Below are 24,794 nucleotides of genomic sequence, written 5' to 3'. Positions count from 1 at the left end.
ATTGGCACACGTCATTTTTATTATTGATTACCGAACCTTTTGAAAAATTGTCAGGCATCACTCGTGGCCAGTTTTGCTCAATATGTGCTTTCAATCGAATGCCTGCCACACTTCCCGGAAACTCTTGTTTCACGAGGTTCCAATTCCTAAACTGATTTTTGTGGTACCTGTGCAAGAAACAACAACAAACAATTCAACCAATTGTATATACATGCAAATTAGACGCATTTTCAGCATATACCTAATAAATATGTAATTGTAGTGTATAGTCAGAATAGTTTCATGCACAGACGCCTAAAATTAAGGTTGCATATACATTCTTTATGTGTCTATAGTACCTAAACCTCTACTCCGAATTTAAGAAGAGGTTTATTCAGGGATTCTTTCAATTCCAAAAGTTCATTTTTAACGTCGTCAAAAGATTCGCTTAAATGAAGTTTGTTCTGCAATTCAAAAATCGATATATTATTTTCCTTTAAAACGTCAGGAATGTTATCCCTCGCGATATAATCTCCGCCAAATATGAACTCCCAGGCTGATAAAACACCTAAAACATGAACTAAATTATATGCAATCATTATTGAACGCCTAACGCTAGAATTAGTGTTTTGGATTGCAAAAGACAAACTATTAACTAAACAATTGTAATATTCGTTTACCTCCGAATCAAAACGATGTGATTCATCTAAATTCACATTCAATTGATCTAATAGTTGATATAAATATATATATCCTTCTCTTTTCGCATGGTACTCTGAAAAATAAAACATAGGCGCAAAAAGATCATGTTTTTCCATTTTTAAATAATCTCCACTACAATACAAGTGGGAAAATTCCAAATAGTCCTTCACATGGATTAGTTCATGTATTAATGTTTCTACGAACCAGTAATCTTTCTTGAGGGAGCTATTTACAAGGACATAGCAGTTTCCATCTGGAGGATCTGGCAGCACCATCGAACCGCTGGACTCCCTCCCATTCATTATTATGTCGAAGGGTCGTAGTTCTTTTTTCCTTGTATTTACATTGTCTACATATTCGATTTTAATAGGGAAACCATGATAGTTTCCTTCGTAACCGAAGTTTTCCAAAACCCTTTTTTCTATAGCATCTACGTTAAACAAAGCAGATTCCTCCTTTGCAATTAATAGGCAATATGAGTATGGATTTTAATTTCTATATAAATAGCAACTTGCCTGCTGATATTCAACAATAGTTATCAAACACACTTCAACTAAACTGCTCTTATATGTAGTATACTACGCACTTTTTGTTTCTTTATTTACAGCATATATTGAGTAAAAAATTATAGTAAACATAGTTTTCATAGATAGATTGAAAAAAATATAGCGCTATTGTATCTGGAGGTGCTGTTAGTGAAAGTACAAGAAGTTTTAATTAATGACAGAAAGAGATTTTTGCTTATTGATGGGGATAACAAACCTGTTGTTCCTGTCTTAAGGTTTCTTAAATATCTAGAAAACGTCGGAAAAGCGGAAAACACATTAAAGTCATATTGTCATTATTTAAAGTTTTACTTTCAATTTTTACACGAAAAAGAAAAAGAGTACAAAGAAGTGGATCTTGATTTTCTGGCGGAGTATGAAAAAATCGGTACCCACTAGCGTTGCAAAGCAGTAAAAATATGTAATAAACCCTAGTTAAGGGAATCAACGCAATAGATTAATAACTTGAACAAATACAAAAAATCTCCTAAAAATAGATAGGGAAACGACGACTAAATCAGTTCCCTACACCATCAAAAGGAGATATCTCATGACCAGTGTAAACCAAAATTTAGTCTTTCGTCAATACTTATCTAATTTACCAACCAACATTTTAGCTTGTCCACTAGCGAACTATGATGCGAAGAAGCTTACCGACTTTTCAGTGGTGAAAATATTAATTATGGCAAGTCTTTGCGAGTGGGACACTTTAAGGACAATCGCACCCGATTTATTTGTCTGAAGCGGCTCTAAAATATGGCACACGTGTCTGTCTTTACTCATATACTGGGTAGATAATATCCTTCTATGTAAATTTATACCTCGATTATTTATTGAGGTGATTGTCATGGCATGTAGCGAATATATCATAGAACTGCTTCTGTTAATATTGCAGATCGAAATTATTATTTTCGACATGTTAGTACAAAGCCGAAAATAATCGAAGACAAACGGATGTTGCAATATCAGTGAGAAGTCGGGGTCTACATAAGGAGGGTCGTAGCTAGTAACACGAATAGCTACGACCCTCTCATAACGCAAGTAATAATATATCGGAGTTTAATTAACAATAGGTGCCTGTTCAAGATACAAATCCAACACAATTCGGAATAGCGTCTAAGTTGTGTGGTGCACAGGCACAACTCACAGCTTATAATATTTTTCTTGTATGAGAAAATTCCGCCGTACATTACAAGATTCAAACCCGTTCTGAATTGTGTCCGAATTGCACTCTGCACAGGCACGAGTTTTTTTAATTTATTTTTTGCACAATACGGTTTAAACTATTTTCCCAATTTGCTCTAATGGCAGCAATAACTCGTGTTAAATTATTTGCCTTTAATGCATCTATGATTTCTACATGTTCATTATAGGATTCAAGACTATTATTTTCAAGGCTGAAATAATAAATCTCCATTCGTTGAATTTTTATTTTCAGATTTATCAACAACTTGGATAGCTCGATATTTTCTGATAATTGGACGATTTTATCATGAAACTCATTATCTGCTTGAAATGCTGCCACTTTATTATCATGTTCCAATTCCGTTTTAAAGTTTTCGTTTAATTTTTCAATTTCCACAATATCTTTTTCAGACAAATTGGGAAACCCTTGCCCTATCGCCAATATTTCAAGGGCCTTCACAATCAAATAAATATTTTCTGCCTCTTTAATGTCAATAGGAGAAACTAAGGTCCATCTGTTTGCCTTTGTGATAACAAGACCATCGTCTTCCAAGCGAAGTAATGCTTCTCGAATCGGGGTGCGGCTAATACCTAGTATATCTGATAATTCTTGGTCTCTTAACTTTGCACCGGGTTCAAGTTTTCCAATTACTATCCATTCTTGAAGTATGTCATATACTTGATCTCGCATAAAAGTTCTTTTTATTTTAAGATCATTTTTTTTTAACACTAAATACATCACCTTTCCTATTTTATAATCTACTTAATATGTAATATACCACTTAACACTAAAATTCAACACTCATAGGTTAAGTTTGGCAATAATATCGGTTGTTAATTTCTTATTTCCAACACTATCATGAAAGCGTTACTCTATATAATCAGGGAATAAAAAGAAGATAATTCGGGCTCAAGGGCTCGTAATCATCTTCTTAATAGTCATAGTTTTTTTATGATTACTAAACAGAAATGTTATTATTTGAATCGAACGCTGAGGGTGCTGTTGGAACCCCTTTCTTTTTCTCAAACCAATTTATTATCAAAAACACTACTAAACTGGCAAGACTTCCCGCAATTACTGCCATAATACCGAAAGGCTCTTTTGCAATTTGCCAAGTTAATCCAACAACGGTTCCCGTAATGATAGAATATAGACCCGCATTAGGTGTTACTTTATCCCATAGCAATCCCAAAAGATACGCAGCAAATGGGCCTGTTGAACGGAGCGTAAAAGCAAACACAAGTAATGGAATAATTTGCTGACTGAATAACGACATACCAATAGCTAGGAATCCTGATAAAACTACTAGTTTCTTACTAAGCTTTAATTCATTTTGATCAGTTACTGATTTCTTCATTATAGGACCATGGATGTCTTTGACATAAACAGTTGCTACAGCTAATAGATTACCAGATGCACTGGACAATGTAGCAGAAATTACACCAGACAGAAGTAATCCTGCAATTAAAGGGGGTAATAGCTCAACCGAAACCGTTGCTAAAGCATTGTTAGGCTCAATATTTGGGAAAGCAGATAACGCTATTAATCCAAGGATAGCTGGAATAAATGCATATAAAGTCATGAGTACCCCACATAGGATTGATCCTATAACTGCAGTTTTTTCATTTCTAGCAGAATAATATCTTTGAACCGCTTCTTGTCCAGTCGAAAAAGTCATAAAGTACAATATGATTAATCCTACTATAGTTTTCCAACCGATTTTAGTGAATCCGAGCTGTTCAGGTGGTATGTTTGCCAGTACCGTATCGAAACCTCCGGCATTGGATAATGCAAATGGAACAGCAATTGCAAACCCTATTACAATGATAAAAAATTGAACGAAGTCTGTAAGAGTAACACTCCACATACCGCCTAGATAAGTATAAAAAACAACTACAATTCCGGATATTAGTATTGCCCATGTTAGGTCAAAACCTGTTAATACATGGACAATGGTTGCAGTCGCTGTAATTTGAACTGCGGTCAATGCGACTGAAGCGATAACAGATAAAAAACTAGAAATTGCATGACTGCTTCTCCCATACCTTCTTCCAATGATCTCTGGCACAGTTGTTGCCATTGCTTTTCTCATAAATGGGGCAACAAACGATACAAGAATTATACCAATCCCTGCTGATACAACATACCAACCAGCTGATAGCCCCCATTCGCCATAAGCTTTGGATGCAACACCGATTGAACTTCCACCACCAATTTCAGTAGCGGCCAACGTTCCAGCAAGCATTATAGGACCCAACCGTCTCCCCGCAAGATGATAGTCATTTCCATCCTTTATTTTTGTTTTTGCATAAAAACCAATTCCAACCATTGCCGTCATGTATATTATGATAATTGCCCAAATAATACCCATCAAATATCCTCCTAATATTATCAATTATGGAATAAGGGTCTTTCTTAACTGTTGAATGCTATTAGTTAGTTAATTACTTACTGTAGTTCCGTCTCAACACTTTTCCAGCAGGTTTTCCATAAGCATTCACTCCTTTTATTACAATTTGTCCATTGACAATGACGCTATCTATACCTATATTAAATTGTCTAGGAGTATCATAAGTAGCTTGGTCAATAATTGTATCTGGATCAAAAACAACTATGTCTGCGGCTAATCCTTCGCGTAGAATTCCGCGATCTTGTATTCCAATGATTCTTGCAGGTTGTGATGTCATGCGACGGATCATTTCTTCTAGCGGAAGTACATTCTCTTCTCTTACATATTTCCCTAATACTCTAGGAAAAGATCCATAAGCTCTTGGATGAGGTTCTCCACCAAGTAAACCATCGCTACCAATTGTTCCGGCTGGATGAGCTAAGATCATTTTTACGGATTCTTCATTCATTACGAAATCAATCATTCCAACATCATTTTTCTCAAATAGGATTAAATCTAAAGCAATTTCTGCATAATCATTACGACCTTCTAAAGCCCCAATTTGTATAATTGTCTTTCCAACATACTGTGCATTCTCTGTTGAATTAACGGACGTAATGATAATACCATCCCAGCCAGCCCACTTGGACATGCTGTCCCATCCTTTTAATGCTGTAAACATTTCACTCACGATTCGTTCTCGCAAATCTGGATTTCCTAATCTTTTTAGCATTACTTCCGTTCCACCGTCGTGAACCCATGGCGGAATGATGGCGCTTAACATTGTACTTCCAGCTGTATATGGATATTGATCGAAAGTTACTTCCAACCCTTCAGCTCGAGCACTGTCAATTTTCCCTAACACATCAGGAGTTTTATGCCAATTGTCCTTCCCACAATTTTTTAAATGAGAAAAGTGCAGATGTGCTCCACAACGTTTCATCATGTCAATCAATTCTTGCATCGATTCTAGTATTTCATCCCCTTCACTACGTTGATGAATTACGAGTGGAGCCCCATATTCCCCAATGACTTGACATAAGGCTTCTAATTCCTTCATTTCTGCAAAACAACATGGTGGATATATAAGCCCCGTTGAAAGACCAACTGCACCTTCATCTAATGAGCGACGTAACACTTTTTGCATTTTCTGAATTTCCTCATCGGTTGCCGGACGATTATCCAATCCCATGACTTCCATACGAATGTTTCCATGGGGGACCAATACAGCCAGATTATAGCTTGGTTTATTCTTTTCGATTTTTTCAATATAATCACCGACGGTTGTCCAGTCCCATTCAATTGGTGGAGTCCCATTCAAACCGGCAATGTTTTTCTGCCAGGTTGATATATAATCCTCAGGTAATGGAGCTGCTCCAATACCGTCTTGCCCTAGAAGATCTGTTGTGATACCTTGTCGAACTTTAGCTTCTATTAATGGTTCATCCAGAATAACTAGATCCGAGTGTGTATGCATATCTATAAATCCCGGGGATACTATCTGGAAATTAGCATCAATTTCCTCGTGTGCAGTCTCATTTGTTAGTTTCCCTATTTTCTTGATTACACCATCTTTGATTGCGATATCACTATAAAACCAAGGAGATCCAGTTCCATCAATAACTTTTCCATTTCTAATGAGTAAATCAAACATTTGCTTGCTCCTCTCCTTTTATACTATCGAGTTGCGATAGCGCTTTCATGATTTCGATATAGCCTGCTGTAGCACCGATTAATTGCTCAATTTCTATATATTCGTCTGCAATATGTGCTAAGTGTTCAGGTGATGGACCAAAACCAATTGTTGGTATGCCAGCTTCTCCAGCAAAGTGTGATCCATTAGTACAGAAAGAATAATGGCTAATTTTGATTTCAGAATGAACCTTCTTTAGGTTTTCGAAAGTATTTTTTACAAATTTCTCATTTTCATCATATAACCATCCCGGGAAAAATCTTTCTGCATGGATGATAGCACCCGTATAGCAATTTTCTTCTCCAGAAGTAAAAGATGCTTTGGCGTTAAAATCGCAATCCTCTGATTTTAATTTTTCAATCAAGTCATGTATCGGTTTTAATACAGATTCCCTTGTTTCATTCACCAACAAGCGACGATCAAACGTAACTCTACAATACGATGGAACTACAGAAGATCCTGGATAAGGTGATGATTTAATATCTGTTAGTTCAAGTATTCCTTTTCCCAATACATCATCTTCAGAAATAGATAGTTTCTGAATAGCATTTACTAGCTTCATCATCTTATAGACGGCATTAACACCAGCTTCAGGATTCGATGAATGAGCAGATACCCCAAAAGATTCAACAACAATTTCAGCCCTTCCACGCTGACCTCTATTTAAATTCAAATTTGTAGCTTCGCCTATTACTACATAATCCGGTTTGATATATTCATTTACTTTTCTTGTTGCAACACCTTCAAAACACTCTTCGTGGACGCTACATGAAATAACAATTTTCCCGGGAAAAGATTTATTTGTTTCTTCTGCGAAATTAATTGCAGCCGAGATCATTGCACTCACAGCACCCTTCATATCAGAAGTTCCACGCCCATATATTTTCCCATCTTTTATTTCCCCTGAAAAAGGTTCAACTGTCCAGTTTTCTTTTTGAACGGAAACAGTATCAATATGACCATCGAAAAGGACAATTGGTCCATCTTGATTTCCATTCATAATGAGCATTACATTTCCAAAGTCATCTGTAACTACATCATCAAAATTATTCAAATGAGCATATTCTGTTATTTTTTCGGCTACTTCTTTTTCTTCGCCTGAGTAACTAGTAACTCTAACAAGCTCTTGGCACAATTCAATTACTGAATGTCGTTGGTTTTCTGTTAACATTTAATACCCTCCAGTTTTTTTATATACTTACTATTTGTTTTGATACAAACCTTTCCAAACTACGTCTAGATAGGATTGATAATCCGTATCTCCCTCTGTATTTATAAGGAGAATCCTAGACGTTTCATTTAATAGTAATTCCTCGCATGCTTTACGATTTTCGAATGCTCGAAGATAAAATAATAAACCCAAAGGTACTGCACCTGATTCGCCCGAAATAATTTTAGGATCATTTCGAAGCGGATTTCCTAGAACTCTCATTCCTAGGGCAGCTATATGATCTGCACATGAATAAGATGCCCATGCATATTGTTTTAAAATACGAAAAGCACGTTTATTTGGCTCACCACAAGCTAGTCCTGCCATTATGGTGTTCATATCACCGGATACGATTTCAATTTCCCCTGTACTATTTGAAAAAGATCGATAATAACAATCTGCAAGATCCGATTCAACGATTACGATTTTTGGTGGATCATCTCTGTAATACTGTGTAAAGTAAGCCCCAATACCAGCTGCATATGATCCTACACCTGCTTGTAAAAAAATATGAGTGGGAGGTTTTCCTTGTTGAACTTCCATTTCCTCAATAATTTCTTGAGCGATTGCGGAATATCCCTGCATAATCCAAAGCGGAATTTCATCGTATCCCTCCCAAGCAGTGTCCTGCACCATTACCCATCCATTTTCCTCAGCCAACTTGGCACAAATCCGAACTGTTTCATCATAATTCACATCTGTAATATCCGCTGTGGCCCCTTCCATGCGAATAGCATTTAAACGCTGTTTTGTAGAACCCTTAGGCATATAGATTACAGACTTTTGTCCAAGTTCTCTTGCTGCCCAGGCTACTCCACGACCATGGTTCCCATCAGTTGCTGAAATAAAAGTGATATCACCTAGTTGATTTCTCACTTCCGAAGATTGTAATTCCGAAAATGAAAGACTTTCAATATCTCTTCCTAACTTCTCAGCTAAATACTTTCCCATAGCATAAATTCCACCCATTACTTTAAATGCATTTAGGCCAAATCTATGAGATTCATCTTTCACTTTTATCTCTGCAACTGATAAATGATTTGCTAGATTTGGTAAAGATTCTAAAGGTGTATTCGTATATAAAGGATGAGTTTTTTGAAACTTCAATACTGAATTTATTTTTCCCTTATTGAAATATGATAATTCTTTTTCATTGTATTCGGAAGAACGGGCATGATTAATAACCCAATTACTCTCCCCATCAGACAATTTACCCATTAAGTATCACTCCAGTTCCACTTTTTAGTGTTTTCAAAAAATCGTTAATAAACCACTAATGTGAATATTTTAAATTTACTAAATTAGGACTTACAAGTAATATACCACACTACACATTCCAGTCAATAGTTTTATTTTTTTATTTAAATTATTTTTTATTCATTTGTATCAGTTAATCTCGTTAATAATGGAAATTTAGGGATAGTGTGTAATGCAGAATAGAAGTACAGACCCTAACAAGGAATTTATACAGAGTTATGCGTGGGAATCTCATGTAAATAAAAAAGGACTTGCTAGTCGCCCAATTCAACCTCTACTGTTAAAGTGCGAACACAAAAACAGATGGAGGTTAAGTAAGAATGCTAACAATGCCCTATATTAATTGTATCAAACACTTACGAAATGAAAAAAGTTTGTCGATTGATAAGATATCAATGACACTAAATGTTAACTGGAGGCCGGCCAATAAAAATTCCGATGAAAGCCAGCTTTCCCGCTCTATCGTCAAACGTTGCAAAGGAATGATAGAATTAGATTGATTATTCGAAGATGAAAGCAAAGCTTAGAAGAAATGTTTTACAATTATTTAAAGAGTTATAGACTTCCGAACCCAAAAGCCCCTATCGAACATGTTGTAATTTCATTAAAGAATGGAATGCTCAAAATGATAGTAAACCAAGACCAAGGGTCTGAACGATGGGAGTACCCTCCGAGTGATGTCTAAGTTGATATTTGGATCGCTAGAAAGGCTTTTTATGTGTTTTACGTTATGTACTTTTTTGCCATTTGCCATTTGCCATTTCCAATTTCTCATTCCAATAGTCTACATAAATCCGGTCCGATTCTGAATGAATAAAAAACTGTCGGTGCTGCTCTTCGCTCAAATAATAAGCCGGTGATTCTTCCACTCCGTTAAGTCGTGCTTTAGCCACGCGATGGTGCCCATCGATAAGCCTATAGTAATCCGGGTTTATACGCACAATAATTAATGGTTTTGACAAATCCAAAGTTGGAATATGTGACTCATTCAAACTTTCAGATTCGATTGCCTTTTCACTGGATAATATCTTCACCGTAGAACACGCAACCTCATCTACATTGGCTACAATCCAAGTTATCATAGTAGTAATATTCCAAACAAAAGGATAACTACCAAATCCCTCGTCATCTGGCAATGCCGCACATGGTATAAATTGAGTGTTAATCTTTAGTTTCTTCAATGCCGATCCCTCACCAAATAATATGATAATACGATACAATCGCACTTATATTAACACATTATTAATAATTTGCTGCACCCGAAACCAACATTTATACGTCCAAATAGTTATCTGAATAGTTTTGGAGTTGTGCGGTGCACAGGCAACGATTTTGAAAACAGTGGTTTTTTCATTTTCCAACTATCTATTTAACATAATAGGTACCTAAAAATTTGATTTGTTTTTTGCTGCACAGGCATGAATGTTTACACGTATTAAGGTACGTGTTATAATTAATGAATAATAGAAATAGTTAAAGGAGATGATAACAATCAAATGCACTCAAGAGAGATAACCAAACTAATATTGAGTGATGGATGGGAGTTAGTCAGGGTAAAAGGTAGTCACCATCAATATAAACACCCTACCAAGCCAGGACTTGTTACGATTCCACATCCAAAAACAGATTTACCCAATGGAACTATCAAATCAATAGTAAAACAAGCAGGACTTGATTGAAGTCCTTTCTAAGGAGGTAAATTAAATTGAAAAAAGATCGTTATGTCTTCCCTGCTAATTTTAACTATGCCGATGATGGGATTAGCATCACATTTCCTGATTTACCCGGTTGCATTACATGCGGTACCGATGATGATGAAGCATTTACAATGGCAAAAGAAGCATTAGCCCTTCATCTGTTTGGTATGGAGGAGGATAAAGAAATCATCCCATCACCATCATCTCCAAAACAGTTGAAGGCAGCCGAAAACCAAGCCCTTATCTTCATTGAAGTCTGGATGCCGCCCTTTAGGCAAGAAATGCAAAATCAGGCTGTGAAAAAAACACTGACAATTCCAAGATGGTTGGATACTGTGGCAAAAGAGCATAAGGTCAATTATTCTTATATTTTGCAAGAAGCCATCAAGGATCACCTTGGCATTCAAAGAGACCCACATAATTAAAACTGTATAATAATGAAAGAAACGAGCTTAGATTACATCCTTTAAGCTCGTTACAATTCCATCAAATCCACTTTTCTGTTAAATACACCTGCTTATTCGTTGCATCTAAGGTTACAGCGCGTCCAATAGGCATTGGATGTGTATGACATGCATTATAGAGCCATCGGAATGATAACATTTTAATGGCCCTTTTTTTCGGAGTACCCGTGCATGAAACGAGAACAAACAATTCAACCAATTATATATACATACACATTCAAGGTATTTTGCAGCATATACCTAATAAATATGGAATTTTAGTGTATAGTCAGAATAGTTTCATGCACAAGTACCTAAAATTTTCGTTGTTCGATTGGCTCGCCGACCGCCCCACGGAACGCGTCCGCTCGGAACGGAAATCAACGGGGAACTAGGAAAACCACATGAAAGAGGACTGTCACAAAAGATCAGTTTTACTGACTTTTTGGACAGTCCTAAGACAAATGAATATATCAATTATAGTCGACTACAATTCTTCACCAACGTCATTTGACAAAGAACCATTTTAAATAATTCCTTGGAATCTTAAAATCAGTTCTGCAATTAATGCCGACCCGAGAAAAGTTCCGAGCATAACGAGACACCCAACTATAATTGTTTTCCATCCTAGTTTTACAAAATCCGTCCACGAACGTCCAATTGCAATACCAGCGTACGCTAAAATCGGTGTTGCCAAAGCCAGCAGTTGCACTTCAGTCGTCCACTCTACTACTTTAGCCGATCCTGGAAACCATGGCATTGACACGATAACTCCAATAATTGAGATATACGCGATACTTGGAAAGTTGATGGGAATCAAATCTCTTAGGACAAATCCTGCCAAACAGATTAGAATCAAGACAACCATACCGGGAACGGCTGCGAGTGGCAATATGTCATACCCCGCCCAGTTTCCAATTAATGCGGTAATGCCAAAGACTCCTAGTAACAGCACCCATTCTTGAATGTTTTTTAGCATTAGTATCCCTCCTTATTCCGTGTCATTCGCGCATATATTTTCTCAGTCAACGGGAGACCGATAAATATACTGACCCATAGACCCGTTGTAAGGGACAGTAAATTACTGGCTCCTGCAAAGGCGATAATCTGTGTTTCAAGCTCTGGGAATGCGGCAACCAACGAACCACTCGCAGCGGCCATCATACTTCCGCTTCCGACCCCAGACGCCATCGCAAAGGACAACGGACTTAACGGCGTTAACGTTGCCAACAACCCTGAAATCAAACCAAGGAAAACCGCTCCAAACACCGTACCAAAGATATACATCGCCATGACTCCGCGTCCTTCAGGTGAGTTGATGCCGAATTTATCCATAATCAGACCTACGTTCGGCTCACGGCCAATGGAGTGAGTCATCCCGACCGCTTCACGCTTCATGCCAAGCCAAATGGCAACCGGTAATGCGACTATAATAGTCGCTAAGTTCCCGATTTCTTGTAGGAGCAAGGCAGGTCCCGCTTCAATAACCGCAGGCAAAGATGGACCGATAATGACACCAATTTTCGCCAATAGTAACGCAACCCCAAGTACAATAATCGGTTCAGCATTTTTAGATTGTTTCTCTTTAACAACAGGTGTGAAATAGATTCCCAAACCAATAATGAGTGCATAGACCATTGGTAATAAAAGAATAATTCCCGGTCCCACCGGTATTCTAAACGTTCCAATGAGTTCGGTGATAATAACAATTCCTAATACTACTGCGTGCAACCGCCAATCTTTCCAAATCCCTGCAATCGAATTCATACAAATCCCCCCTTATTTTACTTTCATCAGACCCTTACATGATGTGCTAGTAATTCTGCAACAGCGGTTGAATCTCGCTGATCAGCACCAGTATTACTAGCAACTGTAAACAATTGATGCGCACTGGTACTTATCGATGTAGGCACCCCTTCATCCTCCGCCAGATTCCGATAGAGATTCAGGTCCTTCAACATATTCGCTAATGAAAACTGCACATCGTCAAACGTACCATGAATTATATTCGGCCCGAACACATCCATCACTTTCGTTTTCCCAGACCCTTTCTGGAACAGTTCCGCTAACTTTTCTTTGGAAATCCCTGCTTTTTCCCCCGTCAGTAACGCTTCACTTAAGAGGGAGATGATGCCGCCCACGACCATGTTGTTGCAGAGCTTCACAATTTGCCCAGCTCCATTTTCCCCAATGTATTCGATGTGCTTGCCCATCGCTTGAAGAACAGGTGAAATCTCCGGAAACTTCTCCCTAGATCCTCCAACCATAATTGTAAGCGTTCCCAATCGAGCTCCGTCCGGCCCGCCACTTACAGGACAGTCAAAATACTCAACACCAGATTTCCGCGCGGCTTCCGCTAAACTTCTTGTCCTCGCTACATCGTTTGTACTCATATCCAGCACAACACTTCCACGACTGAGGTTATCGAAGGCCCCCTCGTTCTTGGATAAAAGCACTTGTTCCACTAAGGTAGTGGACGGCAGTGACAATATCAGTACTTCGCTCGAATTTGCGAGCTCTTGAACCGTTTTTTTTCCATCTGCACCTTCACTTACGACTCTCGCGACTGCTTCTGGATTCGTATCGTACACTGAGACCTGATAACCTTTACGAACTAAATTCGTCGCGATTCCGTAGCCCATCAATCCACATCCTACAACGCCGATCTTTTTCACAAGTTCCCCTCCAATCTTTCAACCAGTTTCACGTAACCTTTAGCGATTACGGTCGAATATAGACCGTTTTATAGTCCGTCCAGAAATCCAACGTCGTCGACCCTTGTTCACGTGGGCCAATACTGGATGCTTTTTTTCCACCAAACGGATACTGATTTTCAAAATAATTGGACGGGATATTTACATGTGTCACCCCGGATTCTATGTTTCGGATGAAGTGAAACGCCCGTTTCAAGTCTTTCGTATAAATGGTCGAAGACAAACCAAATTCGCTGTCATTCGCGAGTTCCAGTGCTTCTTCATATGTATCTACGACCGTCATCGCCATCACGGGGCCAAAGATTTCATCTTTAAAAATCGTCATATCTTTTGTCACGTTACTGAATAATGTTGGAGCAACGAAAAAACCTTCATCTAAACCGTCTGTAAACAACTGCTCCCCACCGCACTCAAGCGTTGCACCTTCGTCAAGCGCGGACTTTACATAGTGGAGATACGTTTTCAATTGTCCTTCATCGATAACCGGTCCATTGTCCACACCTTCTGTAAACCCATTACCAATAACCAGTTTCTCTGCCCGCGCTACCAACTTCTTCGCCAACTCTTCCGCAATCGATCGAAGAACAATGAGGCGACTCGTACCTGTGCAACGCTGTCCATTATCTAAAAATCCACTAATTATGAGGTTTTCCACCGTTTCGTCGAGATCCGCATCTTCCAGTACAATGGATGGATTCTTCCCGCCCATTTCTGCTTGCATTTTCGCCCCTCGTTCACTTACCGCTTTTCCGAGCGCAAGACCGACACTTGTCGAACCCGTAAACGAAACCGCTTTAATCTTCTCGTGGTTGCCAATCGCATTTCCGATGACGCCACCTGGCCCTGTCACCATGTTTATCACACCTGGCGGAACGCCCGCTTCTTCGAACAACTCCATAATCTTTATGCTAATCAATGAAGTATTACTTGCCGGTTTGAAAATCACTGTATTTCCAGCAATAATTGCCGGTGCAATCTTCCATATCCCGATACCGAGCGGAAAATTATACGGTGCAATCACTCCAACTACGCCAAGCGGTTCTCGAATCGTATAGCCGAAAATCCCCGAATCGTGAGACGGAATCGTTTCTCCTGTCATCCGAGTTGCTTCTCCACTAAATTGTTTCATCGCTTCGATCGTTTTCCGTACTTCCCCATTCGCTTCTCGGAACGACTTTCCCACTTCTTTCGTGATAATTGTCGCTAATTCCTCTTGCTGTTGTTCCAGCAACTGAATCAGTTTGAACAACACATCTCCTCTAGTTGGAGCTGCCGTATTCGCCCAATTTGGAAACGCTTTCTCCGCTGCTTGAATGGCTGCCTCTACATCCGCTTCGTTCGAATTTTGAAAATGCCCCAATACATCTTTATTTGCTGGATTAATGCTCGGATAGGTTTCGTTTGTGTTCGATGAAACCCATTCACCATTAATGTAATTATAATAAGTGGAACTCACATACAGACCTCCCATTCCTTCTATTCTACTCCATATATCTATCTATTATGTTAATTCAAAATAGTTTGCATTCATATGTGGGTTGCCACATATATTCAGGCTATTTTTAGTTGCGCTCTCCATATATTTTGAATGCAACGACCAAATCTATCCAATCTTTTTCATTCGTAAAGTCGATTTCCAATAACTCTTCCACCTTTTTCAAGCGATAGTAGAGTGTATTTGGATGGATGTGCAACTCTTTTGCCGTCTGCTTGTGATTTTTATTGAGTTGGATGTACAACTTGAGCGTGTTGACTAGGCTTGAATCCACAGTTAGAAGTCGATGTAACTTATCGTCCATGAACCGTTCCAACAAGTCTTGATCCAACTCATACAAAAGACGCTCAATTCCAAGCATCGAATACTCAACAACCGGAATATCATAGCGTTTCGCGTACCCGATTGAACGAGTTGCTTCTTTATACGACACCGCCAATTCCTTTAGTGTCGTTTCTCTTCCGATTCCGTAGACAATGTCCTGATCACCCGGCCAAACGCGCCGAATACTCTCCAGCATTTTTCGCATCGACTGTTCCGGACCTGTAGGCAAAATCATGATGAGTTGAAACGCACGTGTGAAGATTAACGGGTCAATCCGTTCCGACTGTAACATTCGTTCCACTGATTTCACAAGCTGTTCTTTACCAATGAGCTTGTCAATTTCCCACAGTGGCTTTTTATTACCTTCCATTATTAGGCACTGGACACGCGTATCGCTACCCCACTTCACATAGTTGAGCGCATACTCCATTTCCTTTCCAGAAATCCCTTCCATTAACTGATTAAATACCTGCTCCCTAAAGTGGATTTCCTTTTCGTATAACGCATTTTCTTTAATAAGCTCTAACGCAATAGACATACTCGCCTGCTCGATTTTAATTCGTTCCATTTCAGTGAAGTCCTCAAATGGTTGAATTAAAGAAAGATATCCTAATGTATCCGTTCCTTTTCGGATGGGAAATGCGTTCACATCTCCCTTTACCTCAAGATTACTGTGATAACTTACAGCCGAGCCAATCATTCTTTTCAACAAAGAGAGTACCGTATCGATTCCACGACCTTCAATAAGCAAACGATAGAATTTGCTATGACTGGAAATCGACATTTCTAACATCAGATTTTTTTGTTGCAAATGCTCATACATTTTAGCGTTGTCGATTGCGATAGCACTCTGTCCTGCGAGCACTTCAATGACATTCATATCTTCTGCAGTGAAAATACTATCATGCTTAAAGTTATTGACTACCACAACACCGAGACATCTTCCTTTGTTCATAATGGGAACACAAAACGAACTTTTAACGTCTCTTTGCTGCACCCCTTCATAATAATAACGGTTGTTATCTTCGGTCATGTTTTTCATATACTCTTCAATTTCTACTTGTGTTTTAAATAACTTAGACTGCCTATTAACAAAAACCTTTCCTGTAATCGATTCTCCTTTCACAAAGGAAACTTGCGCAAGCGACACCTCATTTACGCCTTTACCCTTCGCAAAACGGAGCGTTTTTGTCCCTTCATCATATAAATAAATGATAATAACATCCGCCACTTCGACCAGTTCACATGCAGCCTGGACCACGTTATGTAAGATTTCGTTTAAGTGCAAAGACTGTGTCAGCATCTTATTGATTTCCAATAGTTTATTCGCCTTGTACAAATCCACCTCAATCTTCACTAACATCGTCCCACCCCTTCTACTTCACTAGTTCCCTTAATTATCAGTCAACGGAGACATTATCACAACCCTTTTTCCTGCCTACTTTTTTCTGCCTGTGCGCTACCACTGATTTTGGGGTACCTGTGCATGAAACAACAACAAACAATTCAACCAATTGTATATACATGCAAATTCAAGTGTTTTTCAGCATATACCTAATAAATATGTAATTGTTGCGTATAGTCAGAATAGTTTCATGCACAGGTACGTAAAATTCTAACGTCCGGCACCCCCATGCTGAACGAAAAAAGAAGCAACTCTGGATGGAGTGGCTTCTTTTACGGATATTATTTAAGTAATTGTACGTTGTCGATTGGAACACTGAATGTTCTTAGTTTAGGCATTTCATCTGCACTGGCAAACGCCTTACTCTCCGCGGTTCCGCCTAAAATAACTAATAGTAATATTGCTGCCAAAAGTTTCTTCATCATAAGTCCTCCCATGTTTTCTTTTTTCTATAAATATAACCAAATCTATTGGCCTCGTTAAAGGTAATAGATGATAGTTTATACTTCTTATTACTATAATACCACTCAGCTAGTGCAATAGAATACTTATATATATATTGATAGTCCTGTAAGGTTTTAAAGTGATTTATCGCTTGAATAGCAATCTCTTCGGATAAACCTTGTTGGCTATTAAGTGACTTGTAAAAAATAAAATGATGGTAATACGAAGAGAGATTTTCACTATCCAGCTGATCCAACAATGAGATTCCTTTGTCGCACCACTCATTTACAAGATCCTTGTTACGCATCTTGGAATATTCCATCACTAAACTAAAGATTGAAATGAGCCGGCTATTTTTATCACTTTTATATTTAATACTCATTTTAAAATAATCGATCGCCTTTTTATTATTACCTATCATTCCATAAAGGGAGCCCAGATTATGATGAATAACCCCTTTTTGGCTATACAAGTTAAATTCATCACATAGTTGTTTTGCTTTTAAATAGGACTCTAAAGACTCTTCGAACTGTTCGCTTTTCTTTTGAGTAACTCCTATCAGTACATAGCAATCTAAAATTCGACTCACTAAAAAGTTTTCCCTGAAATAATCGAGAGCCCTTCTTATGTATTCAATAGAAATAAAAATGCGGTTATCTGCGGTATAAATCAATCCTAGCATATAGTTCAATTCTGCTTTTTCCCAGTCTTCTAACGTGATAGTATCTACAATGGATAAAACGTCTTCCAAATATTCAATCGATTTTATGCGGTTTTTTGTAGCGTAGTAATAGATTGCCTTATTTATTTTAAATAAATAAATTTGGAAAGAATTGAAGTTCTTGCTGATTTTTTCAAGTGCACCAATTTCTCTGCTACGTTCATCCAAACTTCCGCCTAATATAAGCCGGAATCTTAATACGACAAGGAGATAGGTATAGTAAAGTGAATCATTTTCGAATAAGGCGCTTTGTTCTTCTAAGTAATCTAACTTCTTTTTTGTGAACTCGTCATCTCTGGTCGTGATCACCGCTTTATAATTTTCTTTTAACAGCTTGGCAAATTCAGAATCTGATTGGTGATCATTTTTTTGTAGCGTATCAAAAGCGATGTCTAATTTATTAAATAACAATCTAATTACTTCTTCACTTGGTGAAATTAAGTTTCTTTCAATTTTGGATAGGTAAGAAGGGGTACAGATACCCTTAGCTATAACGACTTGTTTCATTTCTTGTCTAATTCTTTCAGCCCTTATTAAATGACCAACATTCATTATCGAATCCCTCTCTTTATATTATAGTACATACCTACTACAAATAACATAGTTTAATTGTGAGAAATATATTCCCGAAAGGTTAAATAAACAAGCGTTTTAGAAAAAAATGTCCCAACTAGATTGTATCCTCTGATTAGCTTTCCCGTGGTATGGTTATGTTAGTTAGGGAAGATTGAAGGGATATATCAATTATACCATTTCGCAGGGAGGAGTAATCTTATTATGATGGAAATGACAAGCGCCGGATTCGAAGTTGGACACAATGGCCTAGAGTTGTTTGAACTAAAGAAGGAATTATTGGAGTTTGTAGTCAAGATGAAATCCGAGGGGTTTTTGTCTTCGGTAGATTACGACGATCTACCCGAATTGTAGTTAAAATAAAAAGGTCCGCCAAGAGATGATTGATTGTTCTCTTAGCGGACTTTTTTTATAATCGGGTGCAAGTCGCTACCCTGAATTCAAACTGAAATAACAATTTTTTTTTGAGTACCCGTGCATGAAACAACAACAAACAATTCAACCAATTGTATATACATACAAATACAATGAGTTTTTCAGCATATACCGAATGCTTATGTATTTGTAGTGTGCAGCCAGAATAGTTTTAGGTACAGGTACCCAAAATTCTTGCATTATATGAAAATAAAAAAGCCTCACAATGGAAGCTTTTTACGATTACTTTTTTTCATATTCGTTATTTAGTTTCCTGTTCGCAATACTTCTAGCAACTTCTTTACTTTTTGAAGATCCTTTTACGAGTATATTTCTGTAGGGCGCTTCACCCTCATCGTAGAGATTAAAATATGCATCAAAACGATCTGCGTATTCCAAAATTACATAATCCACTGCATCACCATGTTTATTAATCATCATACCAACATCGTGACTAATTGCGTCTACAGCAAAAATTTCATCGTCATCCAATAACTCATCCAGTTTAGATTTCACTTTATCATCCCCCCTATAGGCATAATTCGACATATAAGAAGATGTTCCTCTTTTATATTTGGGGTTTTGTGCAATAAAGAACAATTTTTTTGGGGTACCTGTGCATGAAAAAACAACAAACAATTCAACCAATTGTATATACATGCAAATTCGGCTCGTTTTTCATCATATACCTAATAAATATGTAATTGTAGTGTATAGTCAGAGTAGTTTGGTGCACAGGTATCTAAAATTCCATTGGAAAGTAACATTCCAATGACTGTTTACTTTTTGCATTACTAGCCAGTGGCTCTCTTTCCCGCACTTACTGGCTCTATTGTCCGCAAATGGTGGCTCAAAACTCCGCTTGGCTGGCTCATTTTGTCCACAATACTCAACTACATTTCAATAAACTAAATTACGTTCCTTCTAACGGTGTAAGAACCCTTCTCATGCATAAAAGAGTAGAGGCTGCAATATTCATTATTAGGGGGTGTCCTAATGGAAAAAAAGAAAGAAATTGCATTAGATTTTGCAAAAATACTAATTCAAAAGAATAACGTAGTACCCGTATCAACAACGAGTAGCATCGATTCTAGCTCCATCGAATATACTATAGGAAATAAAAGTTACACATTCTTTGAAATAGTTTCCCACTACTTGGATTGTATTAATAACATTGAAGATATATAGGGGCCTTTTGAGTGAAAGGTAGCTGTACATGGTTGAATTCCATATATGGATTGGGATTGGGTTTTATATTCAAGTATCGTTCAACTGTAAGCGTAAAATAGGTGTGTACTATTTTACGCTTACATCTAATTAACATAATAGCGAACCTAAAATTGGTACCTATCACTTGTGGAAAGAAGGATTATTCTCACTATTGAAGAATTAGGTATATAGAGGGGGGATGAAATGAAAAAATACTCAGTATACATAGTATTTAAAAACGGGGAGGATTATCAGTTCAAAACTAATACCAATGTACTTTTACTGCAACCCATGCATATTATTGGAGCAGAAATGATTATGACAAAAGATCAATACGGGATTAATCTTGTGCAAGTTAAGAAATTGGAAGTCGTTGAAATTGGACATGGGAAAATAGGGGAAATAATACGGGCGTAAAGTAAAAGGCGACCCATCTACAGATTAAATTGTGGGTAGGCCGCTTTTTTTATTCGCTTAGTCAGAATAAATTTTTGGAGTACCTGTGCATGAAACAACAACAAAGAATTCAACCAATTGTATATACAAACAAATTCAAGGTATTTTTCAGCATATATCTAATAAATATGTAATTGTAGTGTGTAGTCTGAATAGTTTGGCGCACAGCGTTTAATGTGAAATAAGTCAAGCGCTATTAAAATAGATTTTTGGCCGCACGAAACCAAAGCCTCATAATGGTGTTTTTTTGAAACTCAACAATCACAGAACATATAATGGCGTTTTTCCGCAACGTGAAAGGTCTTGCGTTTCATTTCACAGGGATACATCCTATTAAATACAAGCTCACGTTCTTTAACGTTTTATTCGTATTTGTGAAACAAGACCCATGACGCTGTGCAACGAGGTCATTAAAGCCTCAGGTACTCTAAACTATGTGGTCTACGTTCCGGGAAAACGCCTTTGTCTACACCTGAATTTTGTGTTTACAGTTCAGCCACTTCTTTTAAATATCGTTGATTGAACAGCTTTTGCTTATCCTTATTTCTTAGTTTGCCAGCGATGACTTTTTCCAGACAATAGTCCGCTTCACTGCTTTTATACAACTGTTGGTCATTGATCATGGCAAAGGCAATCCGTAGGATTCGATTCCCTAGAGCGATATAGGACTGGCCTGCTTTCTTTCCTTTGTCCTTCATCGCCAAATACCGGACTTTCATTTCAGGATTCTGAACCGCAACGTTTTTCCCTACCTGGTAGACCACGTTACGAAAAGCAGCTCTACCTTGTTTAGATATCCGATAATGATTCGCCTTTTTCCCACCGGACTGTCTTACAATTGGGTTCGTGCCGGCCATTTTGATGAGTTGTCCAGCATGTGAATAGTCATGGACGTTCCCTATTTCAGCGGTTAATTCAGCTGCCGTAGGGATGCCTAAACCAGGGATACTTAAGAGGATACCACCATCGGTCTCCAGTAGTTTTGCTTCAATTACATCCTCTAATTGCTTGATTTGGCGGTGAATTAATTCATATTCATCAAGTTTTAGTTGGAGTAAAAGTAACTCGCTTTCAAGCATAGACTTTGGTTTGGAAATCGAATTCTCTGCGTAATTCAACAGCCTATCGACAACATCCTCACGGATCTTCAGGTTGTATTCAATAGATATCTTCCTTAGTCCGGCTTTGCCTAGAGTTAAGATATCTGACGGGTGAGGATGGTTTCTCATCAAGAATAGCGACGTTTTTGAAACGAACTGATCCAAGATCTTGATGACCTTATTTTCCCCATCCACCTTTAGGTTCTTCCCTTGAAACTCACGGAAAATGTGATCCATATACAGACGCAAGTGATTGATGGTCCTTGTTTGCGCGTTCACAAGCGCCCGTCTGGCCCTTGTTAATGTCTTTAACGATTCAAGTTCAAGTATGGATTCAACGCTCGTTCCACCACGCCCATGAAGCAATGACTGGACAATCGCCATTAAATCAACACGGTCCGTTTTCGTATAATTCAACACGGTTTCTCTTTCCCTGGCAGTGGTTGCGGCATTCAATATTCGGACGACGTACCCTTCATTCATGCACAGTCTTACAAGGTCTTCATAGTAGTGCGCAGTCGTTTCAATTCCAACAATCACTTGTGAAAGTGCGTACGTTTCACACACTGAATCAATGTATTTCTTCATCAATTGATAGCCTGTCATTGACCCGTCGAACTCAAATGGCTCCTGTAAAATATCACCGTAGATTGTACATACCATCGCTGTATTCACAAACTTCGCTGCATCAATCGCTACAATACAATATTCCTTAGCCTTTTCTTCTCGCATTAAACGATTCCAATGACTTCCGTTCTTCCCCTGAATATGATTAAATGATAGTGTAACCATTGTTTTCAGCTCCTCCTCTTTGATGGGGTGGTATATCGGAAGTTCTGTGATTGGTACTTCTCCTATACCCTGAAAACAGTGGTTTTTTCATTTTCCAACTATCTATTTAACATAATGGGTCCCTATCGCTTGACACTAAGCTCAACACGTAAGGCCATCGCCTAGCGCTGAATCGGCATTGAAAACCACAAGCCAAGAGAATAATTGGAACACAACTTCCTTTGAAAGATCCAAAACAAAAAAAGCACAAGCAACCGGACTACCCGGTCACTTGTGCATCAACAAAATTACTTCTTTCTATAATTATTATTATTATTATTATTATTATTATTATTATTTTTCTGTGCTTTCTGGATCCTATGTTCATCCAGCTTCTTAAACTCTGTGGGCCTCTTAACAAAATCCGTTTCCTCGCCAAACTCCGTATCAAAATTCAATTTATTCATCCGAGCGCGGTCCGTCCTATCCACCACAACCTCGTCCACTTCCTCCATCGGACTAAATAATAGACCCAAACTAACTATCCCACTTAGACCTACAAGGCCATAAACCGCCCGAGATAATAACGCACCTTGCCCACCAAAAAGAGTCGCAACTAAATCGAATTGAAATAATGCAATCAAGCCCCAGTTAATGGCTCCAATAATAACCAGCGCCAACGCAATCCTTTGTATCGTTCTCACAAAATCACACCTTCCTCTTTCAAATAATATCTATTACAAATATCTCTCCGCAAATCCTTACTTATCTTCTTCCAAAATCAATAATGTATACATGAAATCCTTAAATTAATTCAAAAAAAAAAAGCACCACAGAGATATCCTCTGCAGCACAATCTTCTTAAACGCACTTACAACAACCCTTTAACCACTTTGCTAATCAAACCGCCATCCGTTTTCCCTTTGAGTTCAGACATCGCAAAACCCATCACCTTGCCCATATCTTGTTTCCCAGAAAAACCATTCGTTTCGATAATTTTTTCAACAACCGCTCGAACCTCATCCTCATTTAACTGCTTCGGCAAATACTGCATCAACATCTCAACACGGCTCTCAAGACTCGAGATCATCTCTTCCTTATTCGTTTGTTTCGCATAAACCAAAGACTCATGTGTTTGCTTAATTTCCGTTTGAATAATTTGCATTACTTCTGCATCACTTAATTCTTCACCATCGTTCTTATCAATCTCTTTTTTCTGTATCGTACTAAGAACCAAACGAACACTCGTTAAATCCTCTTTGTTTCTAGCTTTCATCAATTCTTTCATTGAACCTTTTAATTGCTCTTTCAGTGTCATCGTAAACTTCCTCTCCTATTTTTTATTCCAATACTTCGTATCCCTAATTATATCGCACGTTTATTCCAATTGAAAAAGATTTGATTTGTACCGGTGTATTGGAATGGTTGGAATGGTGACAGTCCCCTTTACAATTCAGACACTATTCTGACTACCATTCCTAATCCAAGACACTCAAAATCTAAAAGGCGTCCATTCGTTCAAGTTCGAACGAATGGACGCCTTTTTTTCTTATATTTTATAAGTGCATAAACCGTTTATGTGAATGACTGGCACACAACGGTACAATAGATTTTTGAGTTAATCGTATATTACATCTTTTCCCTGTTCGCGTAATTCTTTTAAAAAGGTTAGCATATGATTTATTTCTTCATCGGAATGTCTTTCCCATGAACCTAGTTCAGCAATTATTTTCAAAGGAGATTTAGATCTATAAGAACGTGTTGGGTTTCCAGGGAATTTTTTATCCGTTAAGTTTGGATCATTTTCAAAATCATCTGATGGTTCTATAATATAAATTCTTCCTTTCGATTCAGAGTTTGCTAATTCGGCACCCCATTTAGCAGCGTCTAGTGTTGCAGTAAAATATATATAGTTGGATTTTTTATCTTGATAATTTGATAAGAATTGCGGTTCCAATAAATCACCAATTTGTAGTTCAGCTTTAGTACCATGGAAAAAAGGACCCTTATCTAAGACATCTTTTTTGTCATTCATACGGATACACTCCTTATGTTTTCAGATTGATT

Annotated in this window: 25 protein-coding genes; 6 read left to right on the top strand and 19 right to left on the bottom strand. The window is 37.9% G+C overall.

Features of this window, described 5'->3' with window-relative positions; genetic code table 11:
* Positions 1–338 precede the first annotated feature (338 nt).
* Positions 339–1,124, bottom strand: a complete 786-nt coding sequence (locus ACP8HH_RS02475; protein ID WP_438315400.1) for a hypothetical protein — start codon at positions 1,122–1,124, stop codon at positions 339–341.
* A 252-nt stretch (positions 1,125–1,376) separates the two neighbouring features.
* On the opposite strand from ACP8HH_RS02475, the gene ACP8HH_RS02470 reads away from it, so the two are divergent.
* Together ACP8HH_RS02470 and ACP8HH_RS02465 are read left to right on the top strand one after the other, a co-directional pair.
* Positions 1,377–1,625, top strand: coding sequence for a hypothetical protein (locus ACP8HH_RS02470; RefSeq protein WP_438315397.1), 249 nt, complete (start codon positions 1,377–1,379; stop codon positions 1,623–1,625).
* Positions 1,626–1,776: 151 nt separating this feature from the next.
* Complete coding sequence (locus ACP8HH_RS02465; RefSeq protein WP_438315394.1) at positions 1,777–1,968, top strand: hypothetical protein; 192 nt, start codon at positions 1,777–1,779, stop codon at positions 1,966–1,968.
* Between the two features lie 510 nt (positions 1,969–2,478).
* Here the strand turns inward: ACP8HH_RS02465 and ACP8HH_RS02460 are convergent.
* The 6 genes from ACP8HH_RS02460 to ACP8HH_RS02435 form a co-directional block, all read right to left on the bottom strand.
* A complete protein-coding gene (locus ACP8HH_RS02460; protein WP_438315391.1) occupies positions 2,479–3,150 on the bottom strand; it encodes a GntR family transcriptional regulator in 672 nt (223 codons plus the stop codon).
* A 220-nt stretch (positions 3,151–3,370) separates the two neighbouring features.
* Positions 3,371–4,783 (bottom strand): sodium:solute symporter family transporter, encoded by a 1,413-nt coding sequence (locus ACP8HH_RS02455; RefSeq protein WP_438315388.1) that lies wholly within the window; start codon positions 4,781–4,783, stop codon positions 3,371–3,373.
* A gap of 73 nt (positions 4,784–4,856) precedes the next feature.
* Positions 4,857–6,455, bottom strand: coding sequence for an N-acyl-D-amino-acid deacylase family protein (locus ACP8HH_RS02450; RefSeq protein WP_438315385.1), 1,599 nt, complete (start codon positions 6,453–6,455; stop codon positions 4,857–4,859).
* The gene (locus tag ACP8HH_RS02445; RefSeq protein ID WP_438315383.1) at positions 6,448–7,665 is read right to left on the bottom strand and encodes a YgeY family selenium metabolism-linked hydrolase; all 1,218 of its coding nucleotides are present in this window, start codon (positions 7,663–7,665) and stop codon (positions 6,448–6,450) included. The genes ACP8HH_RS02450 and ACP8HH_RS02445 overlap by 8 nt, the downstream gene beginning before the upstream one ends.
* Positions 7,666–7,695: 30 nt before the next feature.
* Positions 7,696–8,922: a diaminopropionate ammonia-lyase gene (dpaL, locus tag ACP8HH_RS02440; protein ID WP_438315380.1), complete on the bottom strand. Its 1,227-nt coding sequence runs from the start codon at positions 8,920–8,922 to the stop codon at positions 7,696–7,698.
* 767 nt (positions 8,923–9,689) lie between these two features.
* The gene (locus tag ACP8HH_RS02435) at positions 9,690–10,142 is read right to left on the bottom strand and encodes a ParB/RepB/Spo0J family partition protein (protein ID WP_438315377.1); all 453 of its coding nucleotides are present in this window, start codon (positions 10,140–10,142) and stop codon (positions 9,690–9,692) included.
* A 315-nt stretch (positions 10,143–10,457) separates the two neighbouring features.
* Between ACP8HH_RS02435 and ACP8HH_RS02430 the strand changes: the two genes are divergently transcribed.
* Positions 10,458–10,640, top strand: a complete 183-nt coding sequence (locus ACP8HH_RS02430) for a type II toxin-antitoxin system HicA family toxin (protein WP_438315374.1) — start codon at positions 10,458–10,460, stop codon at positions 10,638–10,640.
* A gap of 26 nt (positions 10,641–10,666) precedes the next feature.
* On the top strand, positions 10,667–11,083 hold the full coding sequence (locus tag ACP8HH_RS02425) for a type II toxin-antitoxin system HicB family antitoxin (protein WP_438315371.1): 417 nt from the start codon (positions 10,667–10,669) through the stop codon (positions 11,081–11,083).
* A gap of 544 nt (positions 11,084–11,627) precedes the next feature.
* Here the strand turns inward: ACP8HH_RS02425 and ACP8HH_RS02420 are convergent.
* The 8 genes from ACP8HH_RS02420 to ACP8HH_RS02385 form a co-directional block, all read right to left on the bottom strand.
* The gene (locus ACP8HH_RS02420) at positions 11,628–12,080 is read right to left on the bottom strand and encodes a hypothetical protein (protein ID WP_438315369.1); all 453 of its coding nucleotides are present in this window, start codon (positions 12,078–12,080) and stop codon (positions 11,628–11,630) included.
* A complete protein-coding gene (locus ACP8HH_RS02415; protein WP_438315366.1) occupies positions 12,080–12,868 on the bottom strand; it encodes a DUF3100 domain-containing protein in 789 nt (262 codons plus the stop codon). Before ACP8HH_RS02415 ends, ACP8HH_RS02420 begins: the two co-directional genes overlap by 1 nt.
* A gap of 26 nt (positions 12,869–12,894) precedes the next feature.
* Positions 12,895–13,776, bottom strand: a complete 882-nt coding sequence (locus tag ACP8HH_RS02410) for an NAD(P)-dependent oxidoreductase (protein ID WP_438315364.1) — start codon at positions 13,774–13,776, stop codon at positions 12,895–12,897.
* A gap of 46 nt (positions 13,777–13,822) precedes the next feature.
* Complete coding sequence (locus ACP8HH_RS02405) at positions 13,823–15,271, bottom strand: aldehyde dehydrogenase family protein (RefSeq protein ID WP_438315361.1); 1,449 nt, start codon at positions 15,269–15,271, stop codon at positions 13,823–13,825.
* A 106-nt stretch (positions 15,272–15,377) separates the two neighbouring features.
* A complete protein-coding gene (locus tag ACP8HH_RS02400) occupies positions 15,378–16,997 on the bottom strand; it encodes a helix-turn-helix domain-containing protein (protein ID WP_438315358.1) in 1,620 nt (539 codons plus the stop codon).
* A 323-nt stretch (positions 16,998–17,320) separates the two neighbouring features.
* Positions 17,321–17,461, bottom strand: a complete 141-nt coding sequence (locus tag ACP8HH_RS02395) for a hypothetical protein (protein ID WP_438315355.1) — start codon at positions 17,459–17,461, stop codon at positions 17,321–17,323.
* A complete protein-coding gene (locus tag ACP8HH_RS02390) occupies positions 17,461–18,756 on the bottom strand; it encodes a helix-turn-helix domain-containing protein (protein WP_438315352.1) in 1,296 nt (431 codons plus the stop codon). The genes ACP8HH_RS02395 and ACP8HH_RS02390 overlap by 1 nt, the downstream gene beginning before the upstream one ends.
* Before the next feature lie 678 nt (positions 18,757–19,434).
* Positions 19,435–19,707, bottom strand: coding sequence for a hypothetical protein (locus tag ACP8HH_RS02385; RefSeq protein ID WP_438315349.1), 273 nt, complete (start codon positions 19,705–19,707; stop codon positions 19,435–19,437).
* Positions 19,708–20,187: 480 nt separating this feature from the next.
* Here ACP8HH_RS02385 and ACP8HH_RS02380 point away from each other — a divergent pair, with 480 nt between their 5' ends.
* Complete coding sequence (locus ACP8HH_RS02380; RefSeq protein ID WP_438315347.1) at positions 20,188–20,379, top strand: hypothetical protein; 192 nt, start codon at positions 20,188–20,190, stop codon at positions 20,377–20,379.
* Between the two features lie 225 nt (positions 20,380–20,604).
* Complete coding sequence (locus tag ACP8HH_RS02375) at positions 20,605–20,817, top strand: hypothetical protein (protein WP_438315344.1); 213 nt, start codon at positions 20,605–20,607, stop codon at positions 20,815–20,817.
* Positions 20,818–21,341: 524 nt separating this feature from the next.
* Here ACP8HH_RS02375 and ACP8HH_RS02370 read toward each other — a convergent pair.
* The 4 genes from ACP8HH_RS02370 to arr all read right to left on the bottom strand — a co-directional run bounded on the left by ACP8HH_RS02370 (position 21,342) and on the right by arr (position 24,762).
* Positions 21,342–22,748: an IS110 family transposase gene (locus ACP8HH_RS02370; RefSeq protein ID WP_438315342.1), complete on the bottom strand. Its 1,407-nt coding sequence runs from the start codon at positions 22,746–22,748 to the stop codon at positions 21,342–21,344.
* A 287-nt stretch (positions 22,749–23,035) separates the two neighbouring features.
* A complete protein-coding gene (locus ACP8HH_RS02365; RefSeq protein ID WP_438315339.1) occupies positions 23,036–23,431 on the bottom strand; it encodes a DUF378 domain-containing protein in 396 nt (131 codons plus the stop codon).
* 167 nt (positions 23,432–23,598) lie between these two features.
* Positions 23,599–24,045, bottom strand: a complete 447-nt coding sequence (locus ACP8HH_RS02360) for a GatB/YqeY domain-containing protein (protein ID WP_438315336.1) — start codon at positions 24,043–24,045, stop codon at positions 23,599–23,601.
* A gap of 300 nt (positions 24,046–24,345) precedes the next feature.
* The gene (gene arr, locus ACP8HH_RS02355) at positions 24,346–24,762 is read right to left on the bottom strand and encodes an NAD(+)--rifampin ADP-ribosyltransferase (RefSeq protein ID WP_438315333.1); all 417 of its coding nucleotides are present in this window, start codon (positions 24,760–24,762) and stop codon (positions 24,346–24,348) included.
* Positions 24,763–24,794: the final 32 nt, after the last annotated feature.

This window comes from Sporosarcina sp. FA9, from assembly GCF_051550205.1.
In the GTDB taxonomy this organism is placed as follows: domain Bacteria; phylum Bacillota; class Bacilli; order Bacillales_A; family Planococcaceae; genus Sporosarcina.
This window is presented reverse-complemented; position numbering and strand designations above follow the sequence as displayed.

Bases quoted from the DNA above. Each gene is read 5' to 3' on its own strand.
- ACP8HH_RS02375 (WP_438315344.1), top strand. From the start codon at position 20,605: ATGAAAAAATACTCAGTATACATAGTATTTAAAAACGGGGAGGATTAT.
- ACP8HH_RS02455 (WP_438315388.1), bottom strand. From the start codon at position 4,783: ATGGGTATTATTTGGGCAATTATCATAATATACATGACGGCAATGGTT.
- ACP8HH_RS02360 (WP_438315336.1), bottom strand. From the start codon at position 24,045: ATGACACTGAAAGAGCAATTAAAAGGTTCAATGAAAGAATTGATGAAA.
- ACP8HH_RS02380 (WP_438315347.1), top strand. From the start codon at position 20,188: ATGGAAAAAAAGAAAGAAATTGCATTAGATTTTGCAAAAATACTAATT.
- ACP8HH_RS02460 (WP_438315391.1), bottom strand. From the start codon at position 3,150: ATGTATTTAGTGTTAAAAAAAAATGATCTTAAAATAAAAAGAACTTTT.
- ACP8HH_RS02390 (WP_438315352.1), bottom strand. From the start codon at position 18,756: ATGAATGTTGGTCATTTAATAAGGGCTGAAAGAATTAGACAAGAAATG.
- ACP8HH_RS02445 (WP_438315383.1), bottom strand. From the start codon at position 7,665: ATGTTAACAGAAAACCAACGACATTCAGTAATTGAATTGTGCCAAGAG.
- arr (WP_438315333.1), bottom strand. From the start codon at position 24,762: ATGAATGACAAAAAAGATGTCTTAGATAAGGGTCCTTTTTTCCATGGT.
- ACP8HH_RS02400 (WP_438315358.1), bottom strand. From the start codon at position 16,997: ATGTTAGTGAAGATTGAGGTGGATTTGTACAAGGCGAATAAACTATTG.
- ACP8HH_RS02420 (WP_438315369.1), bottom strand. From the start codon at position 12,080: ATGCTAAAAAACATTCAAGAATGGGTGCTGTTACTAGGAGTCTTTGGC.
- ACP8HH_RS02430 (WP_438315374.1), top strand. From the start codon at position 10,458: ATGCACTCAAGAGAGATAACCAAACTAATATTGAGTGATGGATGGGAG.
- ACP8HH_RS02415 (WP_438315366.1), bottom strand. From the start codon at position 12,868: ATGAATTCGATTGCAGGGATTTGGAAAGATTGGCGGTTGCACGCAGTA.
- ACP8HH_RS02450 (WP_438315385.1), bottom strand. From the start codon at position 6,455: ATGTTTGATTTACTCATTAGAAATGGAAAAGTTATTGATGGAACTGGA.
- ACP8HH_RS02370 (WP_438315342.1), bottom strand. From the start codon at position 22,748: ATGGTTACACTATCATTTAATCATATTCAGGGGAAGAACGGAAGTCAT.
- dpaL (WP_438315380.1), bottom strand. From the start codon at position 8,922: ATGGGTAAATTGTCTGATGGGGAGAGTAATTGGGTTATTAATCATGCC.
- ACP8HH_RS02395 (WP_438315355.1), bottom strand. From the start codon at position 17,461: ATGAAGAAACTTTTGGCAGCAATATTACTATTAGTTATTTTAGGCGGA.
- ACP8HH_RS02465 (WP_438315394.1), top strand. From the start codon at position 1,777: ATGACCAGTGTAAACCAAAATTTAGTCTTTCGTCAATACTTATCTAAT.